Source organism: Polynucleobacter sp. MG-28-Ekke-A2 (genome assembly GCF_035012985.1).
Lineage (GTDB): Bacteria > Pseudomonadota > Gammaproteobacteria > Burkholderiales > Burkholderiaceae > Polynucleobacter.
Map to the genome: position 1 here is coordinate 31,024 of NZ_JAYGQU010000013.1, position 26,266 is coordinate 57,289.

A 26,266-nucleotide genomic window follows, 5' to 3' on the forward strand; every position below is an offset into this window, starting at 1 on the left:
AAGGGTTAACCTAAAGTTGCAATCATTTCAATCTTGGGTGCAACTGTTTGAACCATCTTTTCGATACCATGTCCTGGGTTACTAATCTTTTGTGACACCAAAAGACCAATCTTTTCTAACAGTCCAATATCTTTATTGATAGCAGAGCGATCACGGTGCAATTTATGACTTAATTGCGTAATAGTTTTGGGCTCATTCATCACCTCCAGCATTAGACGTCTACGCGCCTCAGATAGCACCATAAACATCTCTTGCGGGTCTTCAAATGAAAAGGTGGCCGATTTCTTGAGCGCCTCTCCACGATCACTTTTTTGGGCGGCCTTTTTAGCGCGATCAAAGAAGCCCTCAACGGTATCGGTACGAATTATCATCTTTGTCATTTTTTACCCTTTTTTACTTCCTTGATAATTTCTTGCCATTCTTTTTCAAAACGTTCTAATGTTTTTTCATAGCTTACAAAAGTTACTGGGGTCACCTTACCCATGTAGTGCTTGTGGTGATAGTCATGAGCATTGTCAAATCCAAGCACTCTGCCATTATCTTTTTGGCAAATCAACCGATTGATATATGCCAGGTTATAGCGAGTCACTACTGTTTTACCCTCACTGATATAACCCCACACTTCAAAGCTCAAAACACCGCCACCGCTACCCGCCTTTAACTTAAATGTTTCTCGTTCAATTAAGGATTCAAGCTGAGGCCTAACTTTTTTTGTCATACTTCATTGTAATACAGGTATGTAATTATAATACATACCTGTATTACAAGTATGGCTAATAATTACAACCCTATATTTCGCCCCCCAAAATCGACAATCGCCTGCAAGACAGCCAAATCCTCGCCAACAGCAGGCGTAGCGCCTAATTGAATGCCGGGGAATTTACCCCGACACTCTTCCAGCAACACTGGGAAGTCATTTCGTAAATGGCCGCCCTGCCCAAAGAAAACCGGCACTACGGTAATTTGGGTTGCGCCACCGCCAACCAAAGAAGCTACCGCTTCCTCCAGTGAAGGCTGCATCATTTCCAAGAAAGCCAGCTCCACAGGGGCACCAGGATGCTGCTCTTGCCATAGAGTAGCTAGGCGATCAAAAGGCTCGCGCCAGCGGCTATCACGGGCGCCGTGCCCAAATAAAATAATGGCTTTCATGGATGGCTATACACTCTCAATAATATGCTTTAACCGCTAGCTTAACCTTATTTTGAAGATCAGATCAGACAGCCTATGACTAATTTACTCAGCCAAACTTGGTTCATCGCGCTCATGAGCGTAACGCTGATTGGAGCAGTTCTTTCAGCCGTTCACCATGCTGAAGTGATTGCACATAAAACGGGTGAGCCGTATGGCACGCTAGTGTTATCGATTAGCGTCACTATTATTGAAGTGTCACTCATCATTTCGATGATGCTCACTGGTCATGAAGGATCTGAGTTCATTGCCAGAGATGCGGTATTTGCTACGGTGATGATTGTGATTAATGGTGTGATTGGTCTCTGCATTTTTATGGGTGGCCTCACCCATCATGAAATGACCTTTCGCAATGAAGGCACCAATTCAGCATTGGCGGTATTAACTGCATTGGCTACTTTTATTTTGGTCATGCCAATTGTTACCGTCAGCACACCTGGTCCTGACTTCACCAAAAGCCAATTAGCCTTTGCGGGTATTGCCTCATTTGCACTTTACATTGCGTTTTTATTCTTTCAAACCGTCAGTCATCGTGATTACTACCTGCCTAAGACAGAAGATAAAAAGACGGATATTAATTTTCATGCGCTCAAGCCCAGCAACATAAAGACAGCCGTCAGTGGAGCGCTACTCATACTCTCTTTAATAACTGTAGTAGGTCTTGCAGAGCTTCTTAGTCCAGCCATCGAGAGAGGTGTTGCCGCAGCTGGTGCACCTAAAACTATTGTGGGTATTGCCATTGCGCTGCTGGTACTCATGCCAGAGGGCTTTGCGGCTGTTAGAGCGGCTAAGGCTAATCGCTTGCAAAGCAGTTTGAACTTAGCTTTGGGTTCGGCTTTAGCCAGTATTGGCTTGACCATTCCGACGGTAGCAGCAATTGCGATCTTCTTTAATCTCCCGCTAAGCCTGGGAATAAGCGATCTCAATATGACATTGATGTATTTGTCATTCTTTATTGGTGCACTTACTCTAGCGATTGGTAGAACCACCCTATTGCAAGGGGTAGTTCATATCATCATCTTCTTAGAGTATCTCTTCTTAAGCCTGGTTCCTTAACCGGGAATTCAAGCGAAGTACTACTAATTAGTTCTTGCCTAAGGTAACACCGTCCCTTAAGACCTCATAGTGCAAGTGGGGGCCGGTCGATCTTCCGGTTGAGCCTACTTTGGCAATCGCTTGGGACTGTTTTACAAAATCACCCTGCTTTACTAGGATTTCTTGAGCGTGCGCATATCTGGTAACCACTGAATTCTTGTGCTGAATATCGACCACATAGCCATACTCTTGGTCCCACGCCGCACGAATAACTACGCCTTCGGCAGTGGCCAAAATGGGTGTGCCATAGGCCGCAGGAAAGTCCGTACCCTCATGCCAAGCCGTTTGTTGGGTAATAGGATCGATGCGATAGCCCAGACCGCTGGAAGCTTGCGGCATCAATGCGAGTGGTGAAGCTGTTGGAATGGAGTTAGACGCATCCCAACTTTGCGTGAGGGATTTTTGCACTTCCTGCACTCGATTGCTCAGCGCAATAGAATCTTGCACAGTACGATCTAAACGAGCACCATATTGCTCACCTTGATTACCTAGATTAATCACGGCATTCGCTGGACTTAGAGGGCCGCCTTGGGCATTACCAAGATCCACTACATTACTGGCTAGATTCATTTGACCATTAGTCTTTGCCAACTGAATCCGTAAATCATCTAGTTGCGCTAAGTTACGTTGTGCTTCATCTAGTCTAGCTTGGAGCTCCATGAGTTTGGTCTCGTAATCATCTTCTGAGTTTGCAATGAAGCGCTTCTCTAAAAGATCTTTTTTCTCCATCGCATGCAAGATATCTTTGGTCTCATTGGTAACGTCGTTAATAGCAACGTTTGCGCCTACAAGCAATGCCAAGCTGAGCGCTCCACCGAATACTAAATGGCGTGCTGTCAGAGCAATTTCTCTCACTTTGCTATGTGGTCCAGTCATGATTAATATTTGCATTTGTATTACCTTACCCCTGAATTCATTTCCAAGATTGGTTGCATCACTGCCATTACGATTCCTAAAACCATCAAGCCCATAACCAATATTAATAAAGGTTCGAGCAAGCTGGTAAATATTTTGGTTTTTTGCTCAGATTCGAGCTCTGCGTTCTCTGCCCCGTACTTCAGCATCTCAGCTAACTTACCCGATGCCTCACCAGAGCGAATCAAGTGAATCAAGATTGGTGAAAAGACCCCTTGACTACCTAAGGCCCTAGATAGGCTGGTACCTTCACGCAAACGACCCTCCGTTGAGTCAATCGCCGCTTTTAAGACTGAGTTGCTGAGCGTGTTTCGTGCGCTATGCAATGCCGTCAAAATGGGTACATTGGCAGAAACCAACATTGCCATTGTGTTTGCAAAGCGCGCTGTCTCAAAACCGAGCAATAAAGGTCCAAGCAAAGGTAAATTGAGTAAGGCGCGATCGACCTTGAGGCGAATCTCTTCTTTTGCTAAGGCGCGACGACTATAAAAAATAGCTGCGACGATCATCACCAGCAACAGCCAACCCCAATTCACCAAGAAATCGGAGAGTCCCAAAATAAAGCGAGTAGAAAACGGCAGAGCTTGCTTGGAACTCTGAAAGACTCGAGCAATTTGCGGCACGACATAAGTCATCAAAAACAACACAATCATGAAAGCAACGCCCGTCAACATAGCAGGATAGGCTAATGCGCCCATTGCTTTTTGTTTGAGTGCCTGACGCTTTTCCAAAAACTCGGCTAATTGCGTCAATACTTGCCCCATCTTCCCAGACTGCTCTGCGGCGCCAACAACCCCTTGGTATAGCGGATCAAATGAAAGGGGTTGTCCTGCAATGGCTCTTGATAAAGGCAAGCCTGCTCGCAATTCAGAAACCACTGACTGCAGCACTGTTTTTACATGTACCTGACTAGTTTCATCTGCGAGTATCGAGAGAGCCTCATCAATTTGTACGCCCGAACGAACCAGAATAGCTACTTGCTTTGTAATGATTGCGAGATCGGCACGGCTGAGGGGTTTATTGTTTGATAGCCATTTATTCCAAAAGGGTTGCTTGCCCCACTCTGCTTCTAAGTCGATAGTGACTGGTACCAGTTGCTTAGCCATTAATACTTGACGAACAGCACGTACGCTATCACCCTCGATGGTACCGCGCTCACTCTTACCTGCGTAAGTTAGGGCTTCAAATCGATAGCGGGGCATGGCGCTCGTTAGTCATAGCATTAATCGATTTCTACAGAACCGGTAACCCGCAGAATTTCTTCTGGAGTGGTTTTACCTTCAGCCACCCAGCGTTTGCCATCATCCGCTAAGGTGCGCATGCCACCAATTAAGGCCTGCTTGCGAATATCACTCTCTGCTGCATGCTGGTGAATCAATTCACGAATCTTTTCATTGGTAGTCATTAACTCATAGATACCTGCGCGACCGCTGTAACCCGATTCACCGCAAGATGGGCAGCCTTTACCTCCACAAGCTGAGCAAGACATGCGAATGAGACGCTGACCCAACACTCCTAATAAGGTAGACGAAAGTAGGAAAGGTTCAATACCCATATCAATTAAGCGGGTCACGGCTGACGGAGCGTCATTGGTATGCAAGGTAGCCAATACTAAGTGGCCTGTCAAAGAGGCTTGCACTGCAATTTGAGCAGTCTCTAGGTCGCGGATCTCGCCAATCATGACGATGTCCGGATCTTGACGCAAGATGGCGCGCAAAGCCCTGGCAAAGTTCATATCAATTCGGGAGTTCACTTGAGTTTGACCGATACCATCGAGGTTGTACTCAATCGGATCTTCCACAGTCATAATGTTGTTGATCTTATTACGCAGTCGTAATAACGCACCATACAAAGTCGTCGTCTTGCCACTACCAGTTGGGCCAGTCACTAATACAATGCCATGCGGACGATGAATGAGTTGGTCAAACTGATTAAAGGTGTCTTCGGCCATCCCTAAAGCACGCAGATCTAAGCGATCGTAGTTCTTCTCCAATAGACGCAGAACAACGCGCTCACCATGTGAAGTGGGTAAGGTTGATACGCGTACATCAATCGCTCTACCGCCCACACGTAATGAGATTCGACCATCTTGAGGCATCCGCTTTTCAGCAATGTCTAATGAGGCCATAATTTTGATGCGGGAAACCAATGCTGCATGCAAGTCACGACGCATATCCACCACGTCACGCAAATTACCATCTACCCGAAAGCGCACTACTGACTTACGTTCAAATGCTTCTAAGTGAATATCGGATGCTCCGTCCCGACTGGCTTGCTTAAGCAAACTATTAATCATCCGAATCACTGGTGCATCATCATTCATTTCCAGCAAATCTTCTGAGACTGGCATCTCTTGAAGGAGGCGTGACAGATCTACCGCCTCTTCTACTTCATCAACAACTTGTGCTGCATCTAGATCGCCTTGTGAATAAGCCTTATTGAGCTCTTCAAGCACTGCTTCAGAGGATTGTTCAATACGAATGACAGGCCCGGTTAAGCGACAGATTTCTTGCAAGACATCTAGGCCAGTTAAAGGACTATGAATGAGTACTGGCAACTCCGATTGCTCAGTAAATTCCCCATCAGCACTTGCCGCTACCTCACTCTTACGCAAGAGAACTTGGTTCGTGCGAGCGTAAGCAAAAGGGATGCGCAACATATTTACTGCTTACCGGAAGAAGTCTGCGCTGCTCCAGCTGGTGAGGTTGGAGCCGCTGGTGCGGGACCACCAGGAATAGTGGGGTCTGGACGTGGCACTGGTGTTCCAGGGGCCACAAGCGGAGCGGTCATCTCACTCATTTTTGGCAAATCGGGCTTAGGCAATAGCATAGTTGCTGGCGTAAATTGCTCGCGCTTCGCGTCCATAAATTGCATGCGATTTGCAGTAATTTCTTGATCTTGCCCCTTATCGCGCAATACGTAAGGACGCAAAAAGACTAGCAAATTGGTTTTGGTACGCGAGCTATTGTCATAACGAAAGAGGGCGCCAATAAAGGGAATCTGGCTCAGCCATGGAATACCACTCGTACTATCGGTGTAATTATTTTCAATCAAACCGCCCAACACTAAAGTCTGGCCATCATCCACAATCACATTGGTCTCGATATCACGCTTATTGAGAATAGGACCTTGATTAGGAACTTGACTCGCTACATTCGAAACCTCTTGATAGATTTGCATCTTCACAAGACCATTTTCAGAGATCTGAGGTCTTACGCGCAAAATCAAACCAATATCTTGACGCGACACTGTTGTGAATGGGGTAGCAGTAGCAGCAGAGCCCGTAGTCGCATAGGACCCTGACAGCATTGGGATGTTTTGTCCCACTACGATTCTGGCCTCTTCGTTATCAAGCGTAATTAAATTCGGGGTCGATAGGATATTGGTTCCCGTAGTAGTACTTAAGGCCGATATCAAAGCTGACATACCGTACACACCATTGAATTTAGTGAGCAAGCCCAAGTTCAAACCAGGGTTTGGTTGTACTGGCGTGATGCCATTGGTATTTGAAGGATTTAATAGAGTATTGACGTTTTGCGAGAGGTTTACGATATTCGAACCAGGCGTGCCGGCAGCATTTGAAAAGTTGGTACCACCAAAGCCCGTATTTTGATTACCGGAGCCAACGAGACCTTGCCACTGAATGCCTAACTCTGCCGCATTGGTAGAGCTCACCTCAACAATGATGGATTCAATATAAACCTGTCCACGACGTTTATCGAGCTGATCAATCACATGACGCAAGTTTCGGTAAAGCGGCTCATTGGCAGTAATGATGAGCGAGTTGGTTGCCGGCTCTGCTTGAATAATGCCGCCTGTAGAGGGGGTGCTACTGCTACTTAAAGAAGAGGTTGCAGCTGCCGTACCCGTACCGCCAGATGCTCCAGGAGCGCTATTCATTTGCGCGGGTGTGGCTGTATTGCCAGTCGCACCCATCGCCTGGGTTGCGGTACCGCTCGCTACCTGGGCAGATAAGGCTGCATCAGCAGCCACAATCGCCCGCAAGGTCACTGCTAATTTAGTGGCTTCTGCGTTACGTAATGGTACAACCCAAATATTGCCATTAGAATTTCCCTGAGTATCTAACTTCGCAACGAGCGCACGAATTTGTCTAAGCTTCTCTGGGCTTGAGCTACGCAGTAATAAAGAATTACTACGGGCATCAGCCATCACCACTGTTTTATTGCCGTTTTCGTTGCCCCCAGTCAAGCCATTCTCAAGAACTTTATTGAGCATGGCCGCAACGTCAATCGCAATTGCGTAACGTAATTGAATCGTTTGCACATCAGTTGATGCAGGTGCATCAATAGTTTCAATCAACTCGCCAATCCGCTGGATATTACTCGCGTAATCAGTAATGACGATCGTGTTATTACCCGGGTAGGCGTTAATCGTATTGTTCGCAGAAACCAAAGGTCGTAGCACTGGCAACAAGTTGTTGGCAGACTCATAGTTCAGCTTAAATACGCGGGTAATAATTTGATCACCGCCCTGCTTACTTTTGCCCGTCACCACTGAATTACTAATTAACTTAGCATCAGCCTCAGGTACCACTCGATAAATACCATTGACATCTACCAAAGCAAATCCCGAGGTACGCAAGGCGGTAGAAAAAGCATCTATCGCTTTGGCTTTCGTGAGCGGCTTATTACTAATCAGATTGATCGTGCCCTTTACTTTGGGATCAACCAAAATCGTTTGGCCAGTTGCCTTGGCTAAAACGCTAGCAACAGATTCAATATCCGCATTCGAAAATGACAGCGTTACAGAAGCGCTATCCGGGATTGCGGAATTTAACTGACTAGGCTGACTCATATTCTGAGCAAAGGCTATCGGCAGAATGACACTTTCACCCAGGACGCAAACGATTACAAGCCGCGCAAGCTGCTTTTGAAAACTACCTAACATTCGACCTAAACCTGTTTGCATACTTTTCTTTGTTCGTTACGACTTAAAACTTGAGGCGATAGCTACCGCCCTCTTTTTTACCCAATAAAGCTAACAGACCCATCAATGATTCTTGTGCTTCTGGAGAGGCCGAAGCTTCCCCCATAAAATGAAATCCTGATTTAGTATCGCCCTGACCCATTAATAAAAGGGGTCCACTGGTGGTGGATAAACTCCAATTAAGACCATCGTCACCAATATTGGCCAAAATCTCATAAGCCCCCAGCGGCTTGATAGGGCTAATTGGGCTACTCAAGCTACTGATGATAATTCTAATTACTCCCGAACGAGCATTCTTGAGGCTTTCAGAGGTAGACATCATGCCCCCCAAAGCCAGATCCGTCCAACGGACACCCAATTGCCCCCTGGGCCTTAAAGTACTCCAGGGATTGCCAAGCCCCTCAAGGACATTGGCTGGTAATTTGACTTCGTTGCCAGCAATCTGGGTTTTCTTGAGCCCCCAGCGAATGAATTGGGGTTTATCGAGCGCCACAAACTGAATTTCAGTACTACACGATAGCGTGGATAGACTGCATGTACTGGTCCAATGAAAGCGTTCAGTGACTGCGTGAGGATCTCGACACCCTCCTTCGCTCGCATTGGTCTCTGAAAACGCCAATGCAGCACTTCCATCCCAAATCGTACCTGTGGGTTGTTGCAGCATCACCCTGCATCCTGTTTGGGAAGTCAAAATACCGCCCACCCAACTGGCAGGCATCTGCCAAATGACAGTCCATAAGCTGACTAACACTAAGGCAAGCCAAAATAACTTGGGTAATTTTGGATGACTCAGATCTAGTATGAGCTTCATTGCGACACCTCAGGCTCGACTACATTTGTTGCATTGCTGCCATATTGACTGAACATACCGCTGACACTCACCATACCTGCGCCGCCATTCGCAAGCACACTGAGCTGTATCGGATACAAGCGCCAAGTTGTCCGAAGTTCTTCTAAAGCATCTAAGAATACGGAGAACATCACCTCGCTCGCCTGAAACTCGATACGCGGTGGATTATCGGTACTCAAGCGAAACACGTTTGGCTTTAAACCTCGCGCAGTGAAGACATTCAAAATTTTCTGTAGCTCTTGCTCATCTAATGGGGAGACGGTTGAAGACATGGTATTTGAACTCACTGCATTAGCACTTGCTGCGGTAGTTTTCGACATCCGAATCAAGCTTTGTAATTGCGACCATTGCGCAGGCCGCATCTCCAATTGATCCTGGACTTTGCGACTATAAGGAGCTAGCAGCAGCTGATATAGCAAGCCCAAAATAATAAGAATGCCCATCAGGAGGACTATTTTCCGTTGTCTAAAAATGATCCGCTGTAAGACTTGCAAAGTCTGTTTTGCATCAAAGCCCCTGTTGGCTTTCCATGCAGCGTTACTCAATTGGTCATCCTGATGTAGTGTTTTATCAACAGCAGCATTGCTCCACCATTGACTCAGAAGATTTGGCAAATGACGCAAATCTTGCACAGAATAATCTTTAGTGAGCAATGCCTTCGCTTTGCCAGCAACTGCATTGAGTTTTTCCATCAAGCTATTCGAGCGTTGGTTCATCAGTTGCTCCCCAGTCCCGCATAGGGCTCAAGACGATAGCGGTTTGGCGCCAAAAATTGCACTGCCATCCCCAGTAACCTCGCGCGCTGAAGAACCTCACTAGGTGGCACTGTCAATGCGCCTGGTTTAAATTCAAAGGTAATCGCATAGCCATCGTAATCCAGCTTTTGTAATGCTTCAGCACCAAAAGCCACTTTGAATTGTTGTAACTTAGTAGCCATTGCACCAAAGTCAGCGTCCACCACAATGCCATGGTGGCGTTGCTCTAATGTCACTTGTTTGACAAATGCATTTAAAACGGCGGGTGCGCTATCACTAGACTTACCTTGATTGAGGGCGGCAATTGCGGCAGGGCTTAAGTTTTGTACAGCAAGCAACTCCAGTCGCTTAGACCAGCGCCAATCATCCAAAACCGTCCACGATAAATACACACCGAAGCCCAACACTAAACTGATCGCGCAGTAGCGCAACCAATGAGTGGGCTGTCGCCATACCAAGGGGTCGGTCCAAGTTAAGCCGGAAGTATTGTCTGAGGGCTTGAGCGCCTTACTCGAAAATAAACGCGTCAAAGCAGATAAACCGCTATTGCCTCCCACGCCAAATGACTTGGAATCACGTCTAAAACTTGCAGGTAATAAATTTAAGGCAAAGTTAGCGGATCGACTATTGCTATTTGCCTGTAAATAGGCCTGAGCCGCAGCTGCCAACCAGTCCCAAGAAATGACTTTTAAGGTAGCGCCAGTGAGAGCCTGAGGTAAATTCAATTCACTCTCTTTTGACCCTGGCGCTTGATGCTCAATCCACGACACACCGAGTTGCATGCCGGTACGCTGGGTAAAAATGATATTTTGCTCTACACGCTGATAGGCCACTTCAGGTCGAGCGCCTTCAGTGGGCAGACTCAAGAGCAAACACTCTGGTATCAAGCGCACGCGGGGAGCGAGCAAATGCTCTAATTGTTTATTGATCCAAGCAAACCACGCTCGATCCATCAAAGCCAACGTTCTTTGCAAGACTGGATTGCCAGAAATGGGAGGCAAGGCTTGAGCGGCAATCGACTCAACGCCAGCAAGTACAAAATCTTCAATCAGGTTTGGCAAAATTTGCTGCAACTTTTTTGCATTAGCCAAGGGCACTTTCGCTTCAATCAAGCGCACATCTATCGTCGGGAGCAATACCAACGCTTCATCGGCATAAGGCATCGACTCTGTCCTGCCCATACCGGTCATCGACTGAGTACCTTCATCTTCTAATAGGCACCACTCAAACTGCTCTACGCAAGACGCATCTTGCCCCTCACTGGGAGAAGCAGTAACAGAGGCAGCAAACGGCTTCAGAGGGCAGCGGATGATGAGCAAGCTCACATTAATCTTTCAAAACGCCATCTTTGATGACTCTTGTTATCCAATATTCCATTAATCAGCAGCCATTTTTCCAGTTTTGCTCCAGATAACCTGCGTTAAATTACCATTGGGCAAAGGCGTTGGAGAGCGCTGAATCAATGCTGAGCTCATAAATATACCCCTTCCCAGGTGAATTTCTGTGCGGCCCACCCAATACTGGGACTTCACATCCACCAAAGCAGGGTCAATCGCCAAGCCAGCCCCAGAACCCACCTTATTGATTAGGGAGGTGACCTCATCAAGCGTCTTCAAAGGCGCCATTGCTCTTTGCTGGACAAAGCTATTAGCAGCACCCCTTGAAAGCCCATTAATTGCTGCCATCAACACTTCGGGAGAAGCAGTATTAACGTTAACTGTCGTTAAATTCGGCAAAACGAATACAAAAGGTCTTAATTGTTGCAAAATTGCTAAATTGTAGTTTGGCAATCTTAATAAGCCATCCACATCATCAATCGGCATATCACTTTGCAAGGCTGCTTGCGCAGTCTGTTGTGCAAGTCCCCGGTCTAAACCCAGGGCATCTAAGAGTCGCCCAAATTCCTGAACGCCAGCCGAATTCACAGCCTGAAAATTGCGATCCCATAAATTGGTCAAATTGAATAAGCCTTGAGCATCACTGAGCTGACCATTAAAGGTTACGGTAGCGATCTCATCTGGAATATCCGTATTTTTTAAGAAATCAGCCACCTTGCCATCAGCCAAAGGCAAAGCCCAGGCCTCGCCCAAATGATCATATTGACTGGTACGCTGATCCTCAACCAAGACCAAGCGCCCGAAATCAATTGCAGTACGTTGCAACCACTGCGCTTGTACGCGATCACGAGCATTTTCTAAAGAGCGTATCTGTACTTGCTGACGCCACATCAACCCTGTAATGAGCACAGCAGCAACACCCACCACAATTAAGGCGGTGATGGTTCCGGATCCAGTTTCTGACTTAGTTTCCAACTTCGTTTCTAACTTCGTCTCTAACTTCGTGACTGGCTCCCTCAGGTTCAATATTCTCAATCGCGACCACATTACAAAGCGCCTCCCATCAAACAAGAGCGGGTAATGGGCAAAGCAATGTCTTTTAACCACCACTGCATTACTAAACCCTGTTGATCTGGAGTAATCAAACTGATAGTGGGGTTTGGGGTTGCATTCGTAGCAGTCGAATTCGCACTTGCCGGTGGAGTGCCAGTGCCAGTGCCCGTTGCGCTTACTCCGCTTCCGCCTGCACCGCTCACTAGAGAACTCTGCACTACAAATGATTGCCGCACAATACTGGGTGTTTGCCAACTGACCAATAGGTCATTGGAGACCAAGTCTGGATCACGAGCAATATTTTTCCACAAGGTCAGGGCATCTGTCCTACGCAAGAGCGGTTGACTAGTCCAGCGCTGTAAGCCGTTAGATCCGATGCCATAACCTACTAGCAACCAAGCATCTTGTGTATCAGCCCGATAGTGCCGTAGCCACCAAATATTTTTAGCGCCTGCAGCAATGGAAGGGAGAGTACTGCTAGTGAGGCTATTACTCATATTGGTTGTAGAGGAGCTCACAACGCCATTGGCCATGTTGAGCTCATCACGGCGTACGATTTCTTGGCAATCTCGATCGAACTGGCGAACCAATTGCATGTAAGAAAAATCTTCGTTTGAGCGACGCTCTATCACCTCTCGCCCACGAATCATGGCATCCATTCCACGCCATGCTAACAGCCCAACAATAGCCATAATCGCCATCGCCACAATGACTTCTAGTAAGGCAAAACCTTGATCACGTTGTTGATTGGCAATTTGCTTCACATCACACCACTGGCTGGATTAGGGATAACAGTGGTCAGCCATGCCAGGCGCGGACCTGCTGCTACTGAGGTGCTTTCAGGGTTAGAGGCATATACCGTCATCTCCACTCTACGAAAGCTTGGGTTCGGCGTACTCATGATTTTGCGCTGACAAACAAAGACGTAATTCGCTTGTGGGCAATTAAATGTTGTCGTTCCCACCTCCGGAAAGGCTCGACTCATGCGCAAATCCATCAAGACATTATCTGCACTCCACAACGCTAAGGTGCGTTGAGATACTGCTAATTGGGTATCAGCGCCATTGGCAATCGCACGCAAACCGGCTATCAGGGCAATGCTGAGGACCGCCAAACCAACGAGCACCTCAATTAAAGCGAAGCCCTCTGTATTTGAGTGACGCAGTAATCGCTTCACTGCACACCTCCTGCCCAACTAAAACGACCATTAGTGGATCGGGACAAGATGGCTTTGCGTTGCTCTTGCGCAATCGGAACTTGTACGGCCCGGGTAATCGCTTCGCCGCCCAAAGTAAATTGCACTGGCTCAATCACGACCGGCTTATGCCACAACTGTGGGCGATAGACATCGGGCATCAAGCCACTTGAATTGGCTCCGGGGTTTGCTGTGGAGCCTGCGGCATTGATCAGCGCGCTGATAGGCGCATTGTTAAGAGCAGGAGCAAAGCGCCATCCCACCTCATCTACTTGCACCAACATGGTTGTTCCTGAAAGATTGCTTTCTTCCTGCGCCATATTGAGTGAACTGACGAGTTGATCGAGATTGTCTCGCCAATATCGATCATCATGATTGGGAATAGCCAGTATCGCAACGGCCATCATGATGGCCAAAATCGTAATGGCCACCAACATCTCTACTAAAGTAAAGCCACCTTCAGCAGGATTGCGTAAATGCGCTGTTGTGAATTGGCGAGATAGCAATTAATTCGTGGGTTGCCAGTTGCCAATATCGGTATCGAGCGCGGTACCACCGGGCTTACCATCAGCACCAAAACTATAGACGTCAATTTCGCCATGAGTACCCGGGTTGCTGTATTGATAGGCGTTACCCCAAGGGTCTTTTGGCAATGATTCTAAGTAACCGCCCACCTTCCAGTTTTGTGGAACGGGTTCAGAAACCGGTTTCTCTACCAGGGCTTTGAGACCTTGCTCTGTCGTTGGGTAACGGCCAATATCTAAGCGATACAATTTGAGTGCCTGAACAATGGTGCCGACGTCTTGCTTAGCCGCTGTGGCACGTGCCTCATCAGGACGCCCCATAATTTTGGGAACAATCATGGTTGCCAAAATACCGATAATGGCGATCACGACCATAATCTCGATCAGTGTGAATCCTGCATCACGTCTTTTACGATTGAGCGTTTGTGCCAATACCGAATGAGCCAAAACAGGGGTGTTTTGTGATGATTTATGACTAAACAGACGATGTTTGCAGAAAGACATAAATGTGGCACTTTCAATGATTTAAACTAAATCAAATTTTATAGGTATTTTGTCACTTTGAGCGAATTTATCAAACGAATACAGGACAGGCTCAAGAGCTCCAAACAAGCTCTCAAGCAAAGCTCCTTGACGCGTTCAAATACCGATCTAAACTCGTTATCCAGCCATGGCAAACAGGAGCGCATTCAGAGAGCTCTGAGCATGCCATTGAGTTGGCTAACGCCTTCTTCGGCCAGCAAGGGAATGACCTATGGATTGATGCTAGCTTGTGCGCTCTCAGCGACATTCTGGCTCATGAAGATTATCCAAATTCCGGGAACTCCAAGTCAGCCAGTCAATGGGATTTCCAAAGGGATGACTTTGTATTCCAATCAGGATGCCAATACTGCTTACGCTCTTTTTGGTAGTAAGCCATTGGCCACAGAAAACATCTATTTGCGGGGTGTTGTCATCACCTCAAAAAATCCTGATGGCAGTCCAGATGGAGCAGTTAATGGATTTGCTATTTTTGAAATTGATGGCAAACCAACTAACGCGATTAGCGTTGGCGAAACCATTGGCAAAGGCTTAAGCCTACAAAGTATTGGTGATGAGTCTGCCACCCTACTCTATCAAGGACAGAAGCTCAGCTTCAAGCTCAATAAAACCAATAAAGATAAGAGCGATAAAGCTAGCGGCTCCAATAAGAAATAAGCAATTAAATTAATATGAGACCGAACTTACTTCCTCGGCTTCATAAAGCAATTCCAGTCATTACCTCTGCTGCGATCGCCATGCAGACTGGCGTCGTCTTAGCCACTGAGTCTGATGATGTGTTTCAGATGATTAAACCTGAAACCAGAAACCAACTATGGATCAACCCAGGCATGGCCTCTTATCACTTTCAGCAAGACAAGAACTTTAATGGCGACAATTGGGGCGCTGGTTTGGAGTATCGATTCAATACCGTTGCATCATTAACAGCCGGGCGTTTTTATAACAGTGATCGCGCTTACTCAAACTACGCTGGCATTTATTACCAACCCATTGCTATTGGCCCCATCAAAATTGGCGCTGTATTTGGTGGCTTTAATGGCTACCCACAAACCAATAATGGCGGATGGTTTGCAGCAGCACTGCCAGCACTTACTTGGGAAGGTGATTGGGTGGGGGCAAACGTCTTTGTCATTCCAACGATTGGGGATCGAGTGCATGGGGCTATCTCATTGCAGCTTAAACTGAAAGTATGGGAATAACACTCCATCCCAGAGAGGCTAATAAGAGTCACTTTCTTTTGAGGCTCTTAGAATTTCCCCTACTCATTGCATTGATACTGAGCATTGCGCTTCATTTAGTAGCCTGGAAAATGCTTCCGGATTATGAACCTTTACCCAGCGGCAAGAGTCGGGGATGGCTAAAGATCTTCTTAGTCAATTCAAGCGATAGCTCAACACAAGAATTGGCGCTAGACCGAATTCAAACGCAAAGCACGGAACCTAAAAATCCCTCTCCCTCTAAGTCCCTAAACTCCGAAGCCAAACCGGAAACAAACTCTAATGTCACAGAAGTGCCTTTTTTTATGCGGCCTAATCCCGGTCAAAATCTATTGGGCCCTTCGCTCAATAAAGCAATGCCAAGTCCCAATACTCAAGAAGAATCCCACACTAAAGATCGGCGCTGGGAAACTCAGGTTCGCATTCAAAGTCAGCAACGCCAATTTCAGTTGAATCAAGCCATCGCCGCTTTTGAAGCCCAACAAGCGCAAAGAGGAAGGCCATATTTCTGTGAGATCAGTCTGAACGAAGATTTCTCTGCCGCCCACCTATCCTGCGAACCAGCCGCAGTTCAACAAGAACTAAGGGGAATACTTTCTGGGACGCCTTTTCGCTGGCAGGACAATAAAAATGGGTTGTCTAATATTCGCATATTAGGACAACCCATACATTCAAACTAAGCTGAGAAGCCAAGTAAAGAGCTCCTCAAGTAATGCTCATTACTGCGCAGCTCCATTCACTACACTTGGCTTACTCTGGAATACACTTTGAGAAGGGACTGGCTGCTGTGCTACAGCAGGATCAATCAAACTAGTGCCAGGCAAGGTCAAGCCACTAGCAGCAGATAAATCTAACCCGCTGCACTGTGCAATTGGCAGCGTGGTGAAATATACGCCGCGTTGCAGCCACTTAACGTAGTAGCTAGTTGATGTAGCTGAGCCATCAGAGTTTGTTTTATTCACTGTTCCAGTGGCATCTTGCGCAAATGGAATGTTTACATCACTCACCCATTGATTGCTGGAATTACAAGCTGCTTGCGCGCCAGAGCTATCAATGCAATGTCCTGGAACCCATAAATTGCCAGGCTGAGGGGATTGAAAACTAATAGTACTGCCAACATAAGAAGCTGTATTGCCAGGCAAAGCAGGCACTGTATAGCTCAAATTAATTGGTGGATCAAAGGTTGGCGAGTTACCACTAGGACTAGTTAAATATGCATAGCTATCCCATTGACCACCAGACTGCCATGTGTAATAAGTAGTCGACCCACTCGCCGGGCTAGTAATCAGGTTAGAACAATAAGCTGCCCCTGCTGATCCACCATTTGCTGTACAAGCCATGGCTGATAAATTATCAGCGGTATACAAATTGTAGTAATGAGATTGCTGATTTGGATTCAAGGTACTTGAAGACCAATCAATCGCATGACCGCTAATTGTTGGCGTGCCAGTTGACGGATCCCATCCAATATCTTGCTTGCTTGTACTTGGGCTACCAACAAAGTCACTAACATCGCTTAAGGTTGTTGTCCATTTAGGGCACATACCACCAACGCAAGCAAGTGTTTGTGCAGGCAATTGAGATGGTTTGATATTAAGCTGAGACTGCTTTGTCACTGGCGCAGTTGCTGGTGTATAGACGATATAACCACAAGAGCCGCCACTGCAATTCCATTGCGACATTTGGAAATTGTAATTAGTGTTTGCGCCATTGATCCAACCGCCACCACCCCGAATTTTGTAGGTATTGCCAGTCAAATCAGAATAAGAAACCGCGGTAGCAGGAAAATTGGTAATTGAACCGTTGTTATTCCAGTCAGCAAATCCTGTAAAGGTAAATTTACTCGTGCTTTTCGACCAAGTACCGATAAGGCCAATATTGTTACTAGAACTTAAAGACTGGCATGCACTTAAATTACAAATCTGCTTAACGATCGCAATATTTCCATAAACACCATTAACCTGGTCACCCCAGAATCCGAAATTAATACCCAAGCCATCCAATTGATCAAAATTGCCCACATTGGTTGTGACTTTTCTTAAGGTGCCCGGCATCTTATGAACGGTATACGCAGTTCCATCTGGGCCATCTACAGTTGTAGCGTTGACCTGAGCAGGCGTATCTTGAGACCAGAAATTCAGACCATCATAGTTTGCTTCACCAATTTGGTTGGTTGAGCCATGCTCACTAATAAAAAATCCTGGGTTTGTGTAAGCAAGCTTAGCACCAGTATTTTGATCGTATAAATAATTTTGCCATGTTGAGTACTGCACATTGGGGTTACTTAAGCTTGGGTCATAACAAGACTGTGCACCTGACTGTGTATCGTTCCAAAGGTAGATACCATTACCAAAGCGAAATCTGCCACTCACTTTTGGACTATTGCTCGTATCGTCAATGATGCCGTAGCCAGTAGTTGGCGACGTATAAACCACAGTACCCGCCTGATGATTGCTAGCATTTACCTGATAAGTGGTGATACCCGTTGTATCTACCGCAACATACCCAGAACCGTCATCGCAGCTACCGACCGCTGAAGAGGCTAGAGTACTGCAATACTTCATTGTCCACTTGCCATAAGGAGCGTAGACCGCTGCGCCGCCCCACACAGTGCCATGAATCTGAATAATCTTTTTACGACCATCGCCATCTTTTTGAACAAAAAGGCTGCCAATAACATCAATCGAAGAGTCAGTATTTTGGGTTACATTCAGCACAGCATTCACCCATGATGGATCTGAGCCAACTGAACTTCCTGAAGTGGTGCTGGTGCTGGTGTCATTACAGAGATTCTGATCAATTAATGCTACGTATTGGCCAGCGTTTACATGTTGCTCAGGCGACATGAGGTTAATCATGCAGCTTATATTGCCGGCGCCGCTAAATGTACCGCTAGTAGGGTAATACCCCCCTACCTTGAGCTAATAAGCACTTGCTCTACTATTTAAGAATCCGCAAAAAGCTTAAAAGATGCCAAATAACAACCAAAACCCCAATGACAGCCAAAATCAGTGGGCTCAACTCCAGCCTAAATAGGCGCACTCTTTTATTCACATATTTAATAGACAGCATGCCAACCCCCTTTAGTAATGACCTAAAGAATTAGGGTAAACCAAGCTACAGATCTCGTTATCAGGTAATTACGCATTGATTTGACGGAATTGGATGATTGGTACAAGACAACTCGAGAATAGCTAACCCACCTAATGAATCGAAATGCTTTCCCACCGTTTATTTAGGCCTAGCAGGAGGCCAGGATGGCTACTGAGTTTCATTTTCAACAAATGATTTTGGAACTTATAATTAACCAATGATTGGTTTACTATCCGCTTTTTTTGCATCCTTTATTACAACTTTGCTCATTATTCGTTTTGAGCATCTACATAGCCACATCTCTGCAGATTCTGATTTATCAGGCCCCCAAAAGTTTCATAAAAAAGCTGTGCCAAGAATTGGCGGACTTGGCATTGCCATAGGTGTCTTGATTGCTATACTTCTGAAGCTTCAAGCACAACCCACTTCTGTCATTGAATCAACAATTCTCATTTGCGCTATTCCAGTCTTTGCCATCGGACTAACAGAAGATCTCACCAAAAAAATTAGTGTACGCATGAGGCTTTTGTTCGTGACTATTGGCGCACTTCTAGCAATCAATCTTTTAAATATTCAGATCACCAAGCTTGATATACCTGGAGTCGATTACCTCTTGGGATTTTCGCCAATTGCAATTGTATTTACTGCATTTGCTGTAACTGGACTATCAAATGCCTACAACATCATTGATGGCTTCAATGGTCTTTCCAGCATGGTAGGAATGATCACTCTTATGGCACTTGGTTACATGAGTTACGCACTTGCTGATCCAATGATGATTTCTTTAAGCTTTATTATGGTGGCCGCCATACTTGGCTTCTTTGTTTGGAATTACCCCAGAGGCCTTATCTTTCTGGGTGATGGTGGCGCTTATTTAATCGGTTTTTGGATTGCCATGATTAGCATCATGCTGGTATCGAGACATAGCAACGTATCCCCATGGTTTGCCTTGCTAGTGAATGGCTATCCAATCCTTGAAACTCTATTTACAATCTATCGCAGGAAAATTCACCAAGGTAAGAGCCCTGGTCAGCCTGATGGCATTCATTTTCATTCATTAATTTTCAGGCGCGTTCTTAGTTCAGGTAAAAGCGGCATAAAACAAGATGATTGGTTTACAGCAAATGCCAGAACATCTCCTTACCTTTGGATGCTAACCAGTCTAGCCATTATTCCGGCAATTCTTTGGTGGCAATCAACCCCTATTTTGATTGGATTTTTTGCCCTTTATATATTCAGTTACGTATGGCTCTATAAGAGAATTGTGAGCTTTAGAACGCCGGGATGGATGCATCCGATTAATTAGCCCCATTTCCCTCTCACTGAAATTAGAGGATATTTCGCAAAGCAATGTAAATGCTAATACCCCATAGCGGGCCTAAATCTTAATGCTAATTGTGATTTAGTAGGTCTCGAAGTAAGGTTTTTCCAAGAGTGATATCTCCCTCCCAAAAGGCTAAAAGCAGCTCTTGGCATAAAGCCAATCTAAAAGTAGGATCACGCTCGATTCTCAAATGGACAGTTTCTTTGAATGATTTAGTTGATGACATTTTTTCTATACTTTCTCAAAATTCTTGAGAGAACAACCACTCCTCCACTTAATAAAAAAGCCCCTGATGGGGCTTTTGTTTTATGCAGCCTTGGCTACCTTTTCTTTCTTCGGATGATTTTTCTCATCCTTTGATTTTGATCTCGCTAAGCTTTGTTTTTCCAAAGCCTCAAGCGCCACCATCTTCAGTTCGCCATCGACAAACCGCTTCAATGCTTCCCGCATTAAAGGCTGATAGCCCATTTGGTATTTTCCGCCTAAAAGTTTGAACATATCAATCAACTCTTTATCCAAGCGAATGGAGATCATCTGTAAACCAAGCGCATCATCAATCTCAGATGCTAATTTGCTTGGGGCTACTCTTACATGCTCTAGACTTTGCCCAAATTCGCCGCTCTCCCATGCATCGGGAGTATTTGTCATTTCCTTTGCAAGCCGTTTGGAGTTCATTTGCTTCCTCTTTTATAAATTAAATATACTATATAGCGATTATTTAGAGTTATTGTATATACTCAATTCTACTTCATTTGGTGGATAAGCGGTTTTCAAGTACACCTGCCCATCTTTAAAAACACAAACCACCTTCAACCTAACAGACTGGTGATTTTCAGATATGAACCAATAGGTTGGCGGGTTTGTTTTATTTTGCGTTCTGTCATCTTCGATGTATTTTGGCTCAAAATGATTGAAAAAGCACTCCTCAACATCAACCCGTCTAAGTTGATGTTTTTCCCAAATATGATCTAAAACTGACTGACTTGTTATTAAATTTTTCATTTGTAGCCCAATGAAATTGTATATACAAATTGTATCGTATATTTTTAAATTGAGCAATACAATTTTAGGATCAGCTTCCAAAAATACTCTTTTCCAGTTCGATACATGGTGTTAGCAGGCTTATCGCCCTCTAAGCCATATACCATATAGACCCATGACACAGTGATATTTCTGAGAATTTGCTTTGGAACGCCCGGGATCGAGAAATGATTTGGCTCAATTTTGCGATTTCAGAACAAAAGGTGGGCCTCAAAAATCATTTTTTCGATTTAAAAAATCGAAAAGTTTTGAATGTATTTTCTGAATTCAGAGGCGAATGGAGATCATGTCAATTTTTAAAGAGGGCGTGGACACGCTCTCTTTACTTTTGGAGAAGCTTTGTGAACTCAATCGAAAAGAGTGTGGACACGGCACTTTAAAAATTTAAACAATGCGAGCTCGCACCAATGTCACTGGCCTGACATTAAACTCTGGACTAGTTCATGCGGTGATTAATGATCCTTTCTCCGCAAAATATGCGGAGAATAGCCCTCGCAGTAATGGGCGCTCAATTGATATTTACGCCCAATGATTTACCCGCCTTACAAGCCCGCCAGTGTTCTTAGTCGCTCAATAATAATGGCGGAGCGGTCTTGCTCTGTTGCTGTTGGATTTAAATGCCATGGTATTTGCGCCATAAAGTCTGGGTCTAGTAGAAGATCTTCAATTTCTTCGCGGATGAATAACTGAACCTCTGCTGAGGCTTGGGCTAACTCACTATTCAAATCTGACTTGCCATCTACTAAATTAATGATGTCTTCAATATCGTGATGAGCATAATCGCCCTTGCCACGATCATGAAACGATTCAAGCTTGCTTGCAATAAATAGTGGCGCCGAAATATGTCGCAGAACCAGACCGCTAGGAAGCGTCATGGGAATGGATGTTTGCATGGCAAGCTCGTGCCAGCGGTTGCTAAACCCTAGAATGGTGGGATCAGTCGGCATAAGGTCAACTAACACACCATCTTTTGTCCAGCGGCAGATTACTTGATCATTCTCCTTAAAGCCTGCTTTGCGCAGAACCTCGCACACTCGGTAGTACTCTGCCCGGCCAGATACCTTTGTCACCAAATCAACATCCAAAGTCGGCCGTGCCGCCGGTCGATTGGTATCGGTAATGAGAATACCCACCACCGCTCCGCCAACGAGCACAACGCTATTGCGAAGTTCGCCTAATGCTTGGGCAATATGCTCAATGTTGGCAATATTGGGATCATTTTTTAGGTTCACAACCGTTTTCCAATTTCAGAGATAGCCATTTCACGCTCCCTAGCTGCGCCAGCACGAATGGCGTCCACAAGAGCCAGTAATTCGTATAGCCCAGAATCTACTTTAACCGCTTGAGTCACTGAGGGATGCAGGGGTAACAAAGATTGCCCCCTTACAGATCCTTCATGGGCAGGCCAAACCAAGGGGGCTTCATTGCTCCCCACAAAATATTGACTCAGTGGCGCTGCATTGACTCCAGTAGGGACACCGCGTTCAGCAGCGCCAATGACCGCTGGAAACGCATATTTAACGCCATGCTCTATAAATTCACGCAAAGCTGAACCAATAAACTCCATTTTTCCGTTTGATCTTGAAACAAGACGAGACTTTTCGGCCCTAAGAAAAGCAGCGTGGATTTCAGAAATTGGCATCGTTAACTCCAAAGCCAATTGATTAAAGGTAAAATCACGCTCTCGGTTTGCAGCAATTTTTAATGCAACTACCAAATCTTGGGGTTTAAGCAAGGGCTGTTTAGAGCGCATATTCGTACCTCCAGCTAAGTATTCTGTATTCTTGAATTTAGAATTCTACCCAATATAGTCAAAAAAGACAATCGTTCTAAATTCAAGAATACAGAATACTTGATGCCATATTTTCAATAAAGCCTAATATTTAGGCTGTAAAATTAGTTTTTTGTATGTAGAATGTTAAATAGTATATATTTTTAGTATAAGTTAATTCATACTAAATACCTTGTACATAGATCAGTGCAAATAACGCTCATTTGAAGGTTAGCTATATGGAAGCAAATATTAAAAAAAGAAGTCCTCGTGCACCAGGAGTAGCGCTAAATGAAGCGTTAGATCGCGCGTTCCAAATTTATGAGGCAGAAAGATTGCACCCAGCTCCAACCGATGTAGTGGCGCAAGCGCTGGGATATAAGAATGCAAATAATGGTGCTGCACTCACCCTCCTCGCCTCACTCCGCTACCTTGGTTTACTCAGTCGCCCAAAGGATGGATTCTTAGTGGTAACTAAAGAGGTTGAGGCATATAAATTTGCGCCAGATGAAGCCATGAAGCACTCTTTGCTGATTGGGTTTTTACGTCGACCCCAGTTATACGCTGAGTTATTAGAGCGTTATAGCTCAGGGTTACCTTCGGATGCCAATTTAAAATTTGAACTCATTCAACGTGGATTTACTCCCAACACAGCAGAAACAGCGTTAACGGTCTTTCGTAAATCAGTTGAATTTGCTGGGTACTTTGATAGCGTGAGCAATCCAATCCTAGAAAATGTATCGATTGATAGCGATGTTGAAACATCAGGCCCTCAAGCCGAATCAATTGAAAAGCAGGTGGTAAAAATAAAAGCTGCCGACCATTTATCCGAGCAGCCAGTTCAGCCGTCCTCAGAGCCAATCAATGTTGACAAGATTCCGGTACGATTGTCTGGTGGAAGGCGGGCATGGTTATATATTCCAATACCATTTCATGAGGCAGATAAAAGTCGTTTAAAAGCTCAGATTGATTTATTAATGACTGAAGAAGATGAGCTTGATCGGGAAGAGTAAGATTCCAGCCAATAGTCTGCGCAATAGAGGGTAAAAATATCAATATCGGCTCAAGATAAATTTTAACGTTCAGATGTTTCTTGATCTGATATTGATTTCAAGCAACCAAAATAATACATAACCTACTCAAGACCATAAGCCAAGACCAAACGCCCTTTAACTTGAGCAAAATCAGGATACGCATCTACATTAACCTTGGCGATGAACTCCTGTAAATCAGCCGAAATTCTATATCCCAAACTAATCCTCAATTGAGGGCTCAATAGATTGGATAAATTAACCACATCGTCTAGGTGTTTGCGAATATCGCCAGGACGAATAGGTGCTCCGGCCTCCTGACTTCGGGTTAAATTGAGCCAAGCCAATGCTTTCAAGGGGATCAAGCGATCTTCAGCAATCCACGTCAGACCCTCCTGCGTCTTGCGCCCACTCATCACAAAATCGTAATAATCCCGGTCGAGCAAAATCGCAGACATGTCCGAAATGTCTTCCCCCATGGGAATGGGGCTCAAACGACTACCCTCAAATAACTCAACGCCTTCAGGCAACCTTGAAAATAGCTCTACCATCCACGGAAAATTTTCATCCTTTGGCTTCTTAAAGCGATATAACCGAGGACTGCCATCACTCTTTTGCTTAACTTCGTAGCCACCCGCATCGATAAACTTCCAAAAAATCTCGCCAAACTCCGGCGTTAATGCCTCCAAGTGCAACACCACATCTAAGTCTTTAGTCCCTCGAAATGGTACGCCAAACTCCTTCATGGCCAAGGATGCGGCGGTTCCACCAATCAATACATATTGATCAGAGAACTCTTTAAACCATTGTGTAAAAACATCCAAACCCCTTACCATCTAAATTCCTTTTCTAGATCACTTAGCGCCAACTCAATTCTGGGGTCAGAACTATCTCTGAAACTCAACCATAGTGAAAGGGCATCTACGCAAGACGCGCCTGATGAGATTGAACCTTCTCGGTACATCCTAGGCTCATATGCCCAAATTTGGTAACAGCGAGCTCCCGGCTCTTTTTCAGATAAAAGGACAAGACTCTGCTTAACCTCTTGCCAATTCTGAGGAGACAAAGCATAACAAGTCTCTTGATCGGAATTAATCGTAGTTAACTTAGATAGAGCTGAAATCCCTGCCAAACAAATTTCTGACGGGCGCAAGTAGACTGGCTCACGAGTCCAGATCTCCTGCTTCACGGGACTTCTTAAATACGGTTTAGCTTTTTGCCAAACTTGCTCATGACTATCGTTGGCTCGCAAATATTTACGACGGCCACGGCTAAATTCCTCGAACAACTCCAATTCCACTAATTCAGCAACTGCCCTAGAAGCTGTCATGCTTGTATATTTCAAAGTAGTTGCAACCTCACTGGGAGCCCACTCCGTTGTCAATTGATGGTTTTGCAAAAACCATAACAACATTGCCTGCGTCGCAGGGTTGAGTGCACGAACCGGTGCTTGTTTCTTACGGTGAAAGTATTCACGCAAATCAATGCCTAAATCCAAAAGATAGAGCTGATTGCCTGGCACTAAAAATGAAATTTTTTGCTCGATCAAATAGCGCCTTTCATAAGACGCCAAAGACTCAAAGCACATAACCAGTGGTTGATCACTGGGCAAATATCTCAATGCATCTCGCATTTGACGTAAAGGGATATTCTTTTTTGGAATTGCCAAAATTACGAAATGGTTCGCAAATTTCATCTGCAAAAACTCAAACTGGTCTTGAAGCAAGTAAGGTAGTTGCGTAGCCTTTGGGTAGTCGGTTAGCTCTAGATCGGCCATCCCCAAGGTGTTCGTGAGGTAGCGAGCGATGGATTCTCTATTAATTAACATAATATAAACACGATAACATTGTTATTGTTATCGTGCAAATTAAAGTTATATAGGCATGGAGGTCTTGTGGATGTGTCGATGAAAACAATCGTGGTAAATATACAACCTATAGCCTGTAATAGTAAAATACAAGCCATAACCTGTTTAATGCATTGGCCGTGAAAGGCGCATACCGTGGACTATCCAATTAAAACCATTGCTCAGTTACAACCAATTTTGCGGGGGTTTCGAAAATCAACTGGATTGACGCAAACTGCAGTCGCACAAAAACTGGGTATCACCCAGCAAAGTTACGCTGAATTTGAATTAAATCCCCAATTAGCTAGCGCAGAACGGTTAATTAAAATTTTGCGCTTATTCAATGTAGAGGTCTCACTTTCACACGCTGCTGATCCCGAGTTAACGGATGCGGCAAACCCCCAAATTACCAATCTGTGCGTATTCCAGCCCAACGTGACCGCCCATTCCAGCAATATGACCGGTCATTCCAAATAGATCGTGACCGCTGATTCCAGACTCAGCGTGACCGTTTTTAACTCGCTTTTGGAATCCAGGCCCTTGG

29 protein-coding genes are annotated in these 26,266 nt (G+C 45.2%); 7 read left to right on the top strand and 22 right to left on the bottom strand.

The window, feature by feature from the left end; genetic code table 11:
* Positions 1–5: 5 nt before the first annotated feature.
* The 3 genes from VC188_RS08740 to VC188_RS08750 form a co-directional block, all read right to left on the bottom strand.
* Positions 6–380, bottom strand: coding sequence for a hypothetical protein (locus VC188_RS08740; RefSeq protein ID WP_323483673.1), 375 nt, complete (start codon positions 378–380; stop codon positions 6–8).
* A complete protein-coding gene (locus VC188_RS08745) occupies positions 377–718 on the bottom strand; it encodes a toxin-antitoxin system TumE family protein (protein ID WP_323483674.1) in 342 nt (113 codons plus the stop codon). The genes VC188_RS08740 and VC188_RS08745 overlap by 4 nt, the downstream gene beginning before the upstream one ends.
* A gap of 62 nt (positions 719–780) precedes the next feature.
* Complete coding sequence (locus tag VC188_RS08750; protein ID WP_323483675.1) at positions 781–1,149, bottom strand: CbiX/SirB N-terminal domain-containing protein; 369 nt, start codon at positions 1,147–1,149, stop codon at positions 781–783.
* Between the two features lie 75 nt (positions 1,150–1,224).
* On the opposite strand from VC188_RS08750, the gene VC188_RS08755 reads away from it, so the two are divergent.
* Positions 1,225–2,244: an ionic transporter y4hA gene (locus VC188_RS08755; RefSeq protein WP_323483676.1), complete on the top strand. Its 1,020-nt coding sequence runs from the start codon at positions 1,225–1,227 to the stop codon at positions 2,242–2,244.
* Between the two features lie 27 nt (positions 2,245–2,271).
* On the opposite strand, the gene VC188_RS08760 is transcribed toward VC188_RS08755, so the two are convergent.
* The 12 genes from VC188_RS08760 to gspG are packed head-to-tail and all read right to left on the bottom strand — an operon-like array spanning position 2,272 to position 14,363.
* Positions 2,272–3,174, bottom strand: coding sequence for a M23 family metallopeptidase (locus VC188_RS08760; RefSeq protein WP_323483677.1), 903 nt, complete (start codon positions 3,172–3,174; stop codon positions 2,272–2,274).
* Between the two features lie 5 nt (positions 3,175–3,179).
* The gene (gspF, locus tag VC188_RS08765) at positions 3,180–4,400 is read right to left on the bottom strand and encodes a type II secretion system inner membrane protein GspF (RefSeq protein ID WP_216122037.1); all 1,221 of its coding nucleotides are present in this window, start codon (positions 4,398–4,400) and stop codon (positions 3,180–3,182) included.
* Positions 4,401–4,420: 20 nt separating this feature from the next.
* Complete coding sequence (locus tag VC188_RS08770) at positions 4,421–5,857, bottom strand: GspE/PulE family protein (protein ID WP_323483678.1); 1,437 nt, start codon at positions 5,855–5,857, stop codon at positions 4,421–4,423.
* Positions 5,858–5,859: 2 nt separating this feature from the next.
* Positions 5,860–8,127: a type II secretion system secretin GspD gene (gene gspD / locus VC188_RS08775; RefSeq protein WP_323483679.1), complete on the bottom strand. Its 2,268-nt coding sequence runs from the start codon at positions 8,125–8,127 to the stop codon at positions 5,860–5,862.
* 22 nt (positions 8,128–8,149) lie between these two features.
* On the bottom strand, positions 8,150–8,956 hold the full coding sequence (gene gspN / locus VC188_RS08780) for a type II secretion system protein N (protein WP_323483680.1): 807 nt from the start codon (positions 8,954–8,956) through the stop codon (positions 8,150–8,152).
* On the bottom strand, positions 8,953–9,711 hold the full coding sequence (gene gspM, locus VC188_RS08785; RefSeq protein ID WP_323483681.1) for a type II secretion system protein GspM: 759 nt from the start codon (positions 9,709–9,711) through the stop codon (positions 8,953–8,955). Before gspM ends, gspN begins: the two co-directional genes overlap by 4 nt.
* Positions 9,711–11,075, bottom strand: coding sequence for a type II secretion system protein GspL (locus VC188_RS08790; RefSeq protein WP_323483682.1), 1,365 nt, complete (start codon positions 11,073–11,075; stop codon positions 9,711–9,713). Before VC188_RS08790 ends, gspM begins: the two co-directional genes overlap by 1 nt.
* Positions 11,076–11,126: 51 nt before the next feature.
* Positions 11,127–12,134, bottom strand: a complete 1,008-nt coding sequence (gspK, locus tag VC188_RS08795; protein WP_323483683.1) for a type II secretion system minor pseudopilin GspK — start codon at positions 12,132–12,134, stop codon at positions 11,127–11,129.
* A complete protein-coding gene (locus tag VC188_RS08800; RefSeq protein WP_323483684.1) occupies positions 12,134–12,904 on the bottom strand; it encodes a PulJ/GspJ family protein in 771 nt (256 codons plus the stop codon). The genes gspK and VC188_RS08800 overlap by 1 nt, the downstream gene beginning before the upstream one ends.
* On the bottom strand, positions 12,901–13,317 hold the full coding sequence (gene gspI / locus VC188_RS08805) for a type II secretion system minor pseudopilin GspI (protein WP_323483685.1): 417 nt from the start codon (positions 13,315–13,317) through the stop codon (positions 12,901–12,903). Before gspI ends, VC188_RS08800 begins: the two co-directional genes overlap by 4 nt.
* Positions 13,314–13,841, bottom strand: a complete 528-nt coding sequence (locus VC188_RS08810; RefSeq protein WP_323483686.1) for a pilus assembly FimT family protein — start codon at positions 13,839–13,841, stop codon at positions 13,314–13,316. Before VC188_RS08810 ends, gspI begins: the two co-directional genes overlap by 4 nt.
* On the bottom strand, positions 13,842–14,363 hold the full coding sequence (gspG, locus tag VC188_RS08815) for a type II secretion system major pseudopilin GspG (protein ID WP_323483687.1): 522 nt from the start codon (positions 14,361–14,363) through the stop codon (positions 13,842–13,844).
* A gap of 201 nt (positions 14,364–14,564) precedes the next feature.
* Here gspG and VC188_RS08820 point away from each other — a divergent pair, with 201 nt between their 5' ends.
* From VC188_RS08820 to VC188_RS08830, 3 genes are all read left to right on the top strand, one after another.
* On the top strand, positions 14,565–15,056 hold the full coding sequence (locus VC188_RS08820; protein ID WP_323483688.1) for a hypothetical protein: 492 nt from the start codon (positions 14,565–14,567) through the stop codon (positions 15,054–15,056).
* Between the two features lie 14 nt (positions 15,057–15,070).
* A complete protein-coding gene (locus VC188_RS08825) occupies positions 15,071–15,598 on the top strand; it encodes a hypothetical protein (protein WP_255538618.1) in 528 nt (175 codons plus the stop codon).
* A gap of 110 nt (positions 15,599–15,708) precedes the next feature.
* Positions 15,709–16,296: a hypothetical protein gene (locus VC188_RS08830; RefSeq protein WP_323483689.1), complete on the top strand. Its 588-nt coding sequence runs from the start codon at positions 15,709–15,711 to the stop codon at positions 16,294–16,296.
* Positions 16,297–16,335: 39 nt separating this feature from the next.
* Here VC188_RS08830 and VC188_RS08835 read toward each other — a convergent pair whose 3' ends face one another.
* The gene (locus VC188_RS08835) at positions 16,336–18,474 is read right to left on the bottom strand and encodes a hypothetical protein (RefSeq protein ID WP_323483690.1); all 2,139 of its coding nucleotides are present in this window, start codon (positions 18,472–18,474) and stop codon (positions 16,336–16,338) included.
* A gap of 452 nt (positions 18,475–18,926) precedes the next feature.
* Here VC188_RS08835 and VC188_RS08840 point away from each other — a divergent pair, with 452 nt between their 5' ends.
* Complete coding sequence (locus tag VC188_RS08840) at positions 18,927–20,015, top strand: glycosyltransferase (protein WP_323483691.1); 1,089 nt, start codon at positions 18,927–18,929, stop codon at positions 20,013–20,015.
* 324 nt (positions 20,016–20,339) lie between these two features.
* Here the strand turns inward: VC188_RS08840 and VC188_RS08845 are convergent, their stop codons facing one another.
* The 4 genes from VC188_RS08845 to VC188_RS08860 all read right to left on the bottom strand — a co-directional run bounded on the left by VC188_RS08845 (position 20,340) and on the right by VC188_RS08860 (position 22,827).
* The gene (locus VC188_RS08845; RefSeq protein ID WP_323483692.1) at positions 20,340–20,708 is read right to left on the bottom strand and encodes a hypothetical protein; all 369 of its coding nucleotides are present in this window, start codon (positions 20,706–20,708) and stop codon (positions 20,340–20,342) included.
* Between the two features lie 39 nt (positions 20,709–20,747).
* On the bottom strand, positions 20,748–21,116 hold the full coding sequence (locus VC188_RS08850; RefSeq protein WP_323483693.1) for an ADP-ribosyl-(dinitrogen reductase) hydrolase: 369 nt from the start codon (positions 21,114–21,116) through the stop codon (positions 20,748–20,750).
* A 500-nt stretch (positions 21,117–21,616) separates the two neighbouring features.
* Complete coding sequence (locus VC188_RS08855; RefSeq protein WP_323483694.1) at positions 21,617–22,306, bottom strand: hypothetical protein; 690 nt, start codon at positions 22,304–22,306, stop codon at positions 21,617–21,619.
* Positions 22,303–22,827 (bottom strand): hypothetical protein, encoded by a 525-nt coding sequence (locus tag VC188_RS08860; RefSeq protein ID WP_323483695.1) that lies wholly within the window; start codon positions 22,825–22,827, stop codon positions 22,303–22,305. Before VC188_RS08860 ends, VC188_RS08855 begins: the two co-directional genes overlap by 4 nt.
* A gap of 257 nt (positions 22,828–23,084) precedes the next feature.
* Between VC188_RS08860 and VC188_RS08865 the strand changes: the two genes are divergently transcribed.
* The gene (locus tag VC188_RS08865) at positions 23,085–23,858 is read left to right on the top strand and encodes a hypothetical protein (protein WP_323483696.1); all 774 of its coding nucleotides are present in this window, start codon (positions 23,085–23,087) and stop codon (positions 23,856–23,858) included.
* 122 nt (positions 23,859–23,980) lie between these two features.
* Here the strand turns inward: VC188_RS08865 and VC188_RS08870 are convergent, their stop codons facing one another.
* Positions 23,981–24,700: a hypothetical protein gene (locus VC188_RS08870; protein WP_323483697.1), complete on the bottom strand. Its 720-nt coding sequence runs from the start codon at positions 24,698–24,700 to the stop codon at positions 23,981–23,983.
* Positions 24,701–24,705: 5 nt separating this feature from the next.
* Entirely contained in the window at positions 24,706–25,704 is a 999-nt protein-coding gene (locus VC188_RS08875) for a hypothetical protein (RefSeq protein WP_323483698.1), read from the bottom strand.
* A gap of 174 nt (positions 25,705–25,878) precedes the next feature.
* Here VC188_RS08875 and VC188_RS08880 point away from each other — a divergent pair, with 174 nt between their 5' ends.
* Positions 25,879–26,199, top strand: a complete 321-nt coding sequence (locus VC188_RS08880) for a helix-turn-helix transcriptional regulator (RefSeq protein WP_323483699.1) — start codon at positions 25,879–25,881, stop codon at positions 26,197–26,199.
* Positions 26,200–26,266: the final 67 nt, after the last annotated feature.

What these genes read in the sequence shown, in the direction of transcription:
- gspM (WP_323483681.1), bottom strand. Translation starts at nt 9,711, where the DNA reads ATGAACCAACGCTCGAATAGCTTGATGGAAAAACTCAATGCAGTTGCT.
- VC188_RS08845 (WP_323483692.1), bottom strand. Translation starts at nt 20,708, where the DNA reads ATGAACTCCAAACGGCTTGCAAAGGAAATGACAAATACTCCCGATGCA.
- VC188_RS08865 (WP_323483696.1), top strand. Translation starts at nt 23,085, where the DNA reads ATGGAAGCAAATATTAAAAAAAGAAGTCCTCGTGCACCAGGAGTAGCG.
- VC188_RS08830 (WP_323483689.1), top strand. Translation starts at nt 15,709, where the DNA reads ATGCTTCCGGATTATGAACCTTTACCCAGCGGCAAGAGTCGGGGATGG.
- VC188_RS08825 (WP_255538618.1), top strand. Translation starts at nt 15,071, where the DNA reads ATGAGACCGAACTTACTTCCTCGGCTTCATAAAGCAATTCCAGTCATT.
- VC188_RS08770 (WP_323483678.1), bottom strand. Translation starts at nt 5,857, where the DNA reads ATGTTGCGCATCCCTTTTGCTTACGCTCGCACGAACCAAGTTCTCTTG.
- gspF (WP_216122037.1), bottom strand. Translation starts at nt 4,400, where the DNA reads ATGCCCCGCTATCGATTTGAAGCCCTAACTTACGCAGGTAAGAGTGAG.
- VC188_RS08875 (WP_323483698.1), bottom strand. Translation starts at nt 25,704, where the DNA reads ATGTTAATTAATAGAGAATCCATCGCTCGCTACCTCACGAACACCTTG.
- VC188_RS08745 (WP_323483674.1), bottom strand. Translation starts at nt 718, where the DNA reads ATGACAAAAAAAGTTAGGCCTCAGCTTGAATCCTTAATTGAACGAGAA.
- VC188_RS08760 (WP_323483677.1), bottom strand. Translation starts at nt 3,174, where the DNA reads ATGCAAATATTAATCATGACTGGACCACATAGCAAAGTGAGAGAAATT.
- gspD (WP_323483679.1), bottom strand. Translation starts at nt 8,127, where the DNA reads ATGCAAACAGGTTTAGGTCGAATGTTAGGTAGTTTTCAAAAGCAGCTT.
- gspK (WP_323483683.1), bottom strand. Translation starts at nt 12,134, where the DNA reads ATGTGGTCGCGATTGAGAATATTGAACCTGAGGGAGCCAGTCACGAAG.
- gspN (WP_323483680.1), bottom strand. Translation starts at nt 8,956, where the DNA reads ATGAAGCTCATACTAGATCTGAGTCATCCAAAATTACCCAAGTTATTT.
- VC188_RS08835 (WP_323483690.1), bottom strand. Translation starts at nt 18,474, where the DNA reads ATGATTAACCTCATGTCGCCTGAGCAACATGTAAACGCTGGCCAATAC.
- VC188_RS08860 (WP_323483695.1), bottom strand. Translation starts at nt 22,827, where the DNA reads ATGCGCTCTAAACAGCCCTTGCTTAAACCCCAAGATTTGGTAGTTGCA.
- VC188_RS08840 (WP_323483691.1), top strand. Translation starts at nt 18,927, where the DNA reads ATGATTGGTTTACTATCCGCTTTTTTTGCATCCTTTATTACAACTTTG.
- VC188_RS08820 (WP_323483688.1), top strand. Translation starts at nt 14,565, where the DNA reads ATGCCATTGAGTTGGCTAACGCCTTCTTCGGCCAGCAAGGGAATGACC.
- VC188_RS08750 (WP_323483675.1), bottom strand. Translation starts at nt 1,149, where the DNA reads ATGAAAGCCATTATTTTATTTGGGCACGGCGCCCGTGATAGCCGCTGG.
- VC188_RS08740 (WP_323483673.1), bottom strand. Translation starts at nt 380, where the DNA reads ATGACAAAGATGATAATTCGTACCGATACCGTTGAGGGCTTCTTTGAT.
- VC188_RS08755 (WP_323483676.1), top strand. Translation starts at nt 1,225, where the DNA reads ATGACTAATTTACTCAGCCAAACTTGGTTCATCGCGCTCATGAGCGTA.
- gspG (WP_323483687.1), bottom strand. Translation starts at nt 14,363, where the DNA reads ATGTCTTTCTGCAAACATCGTCTGTTTAGTCATAAATCATCACAAAAC.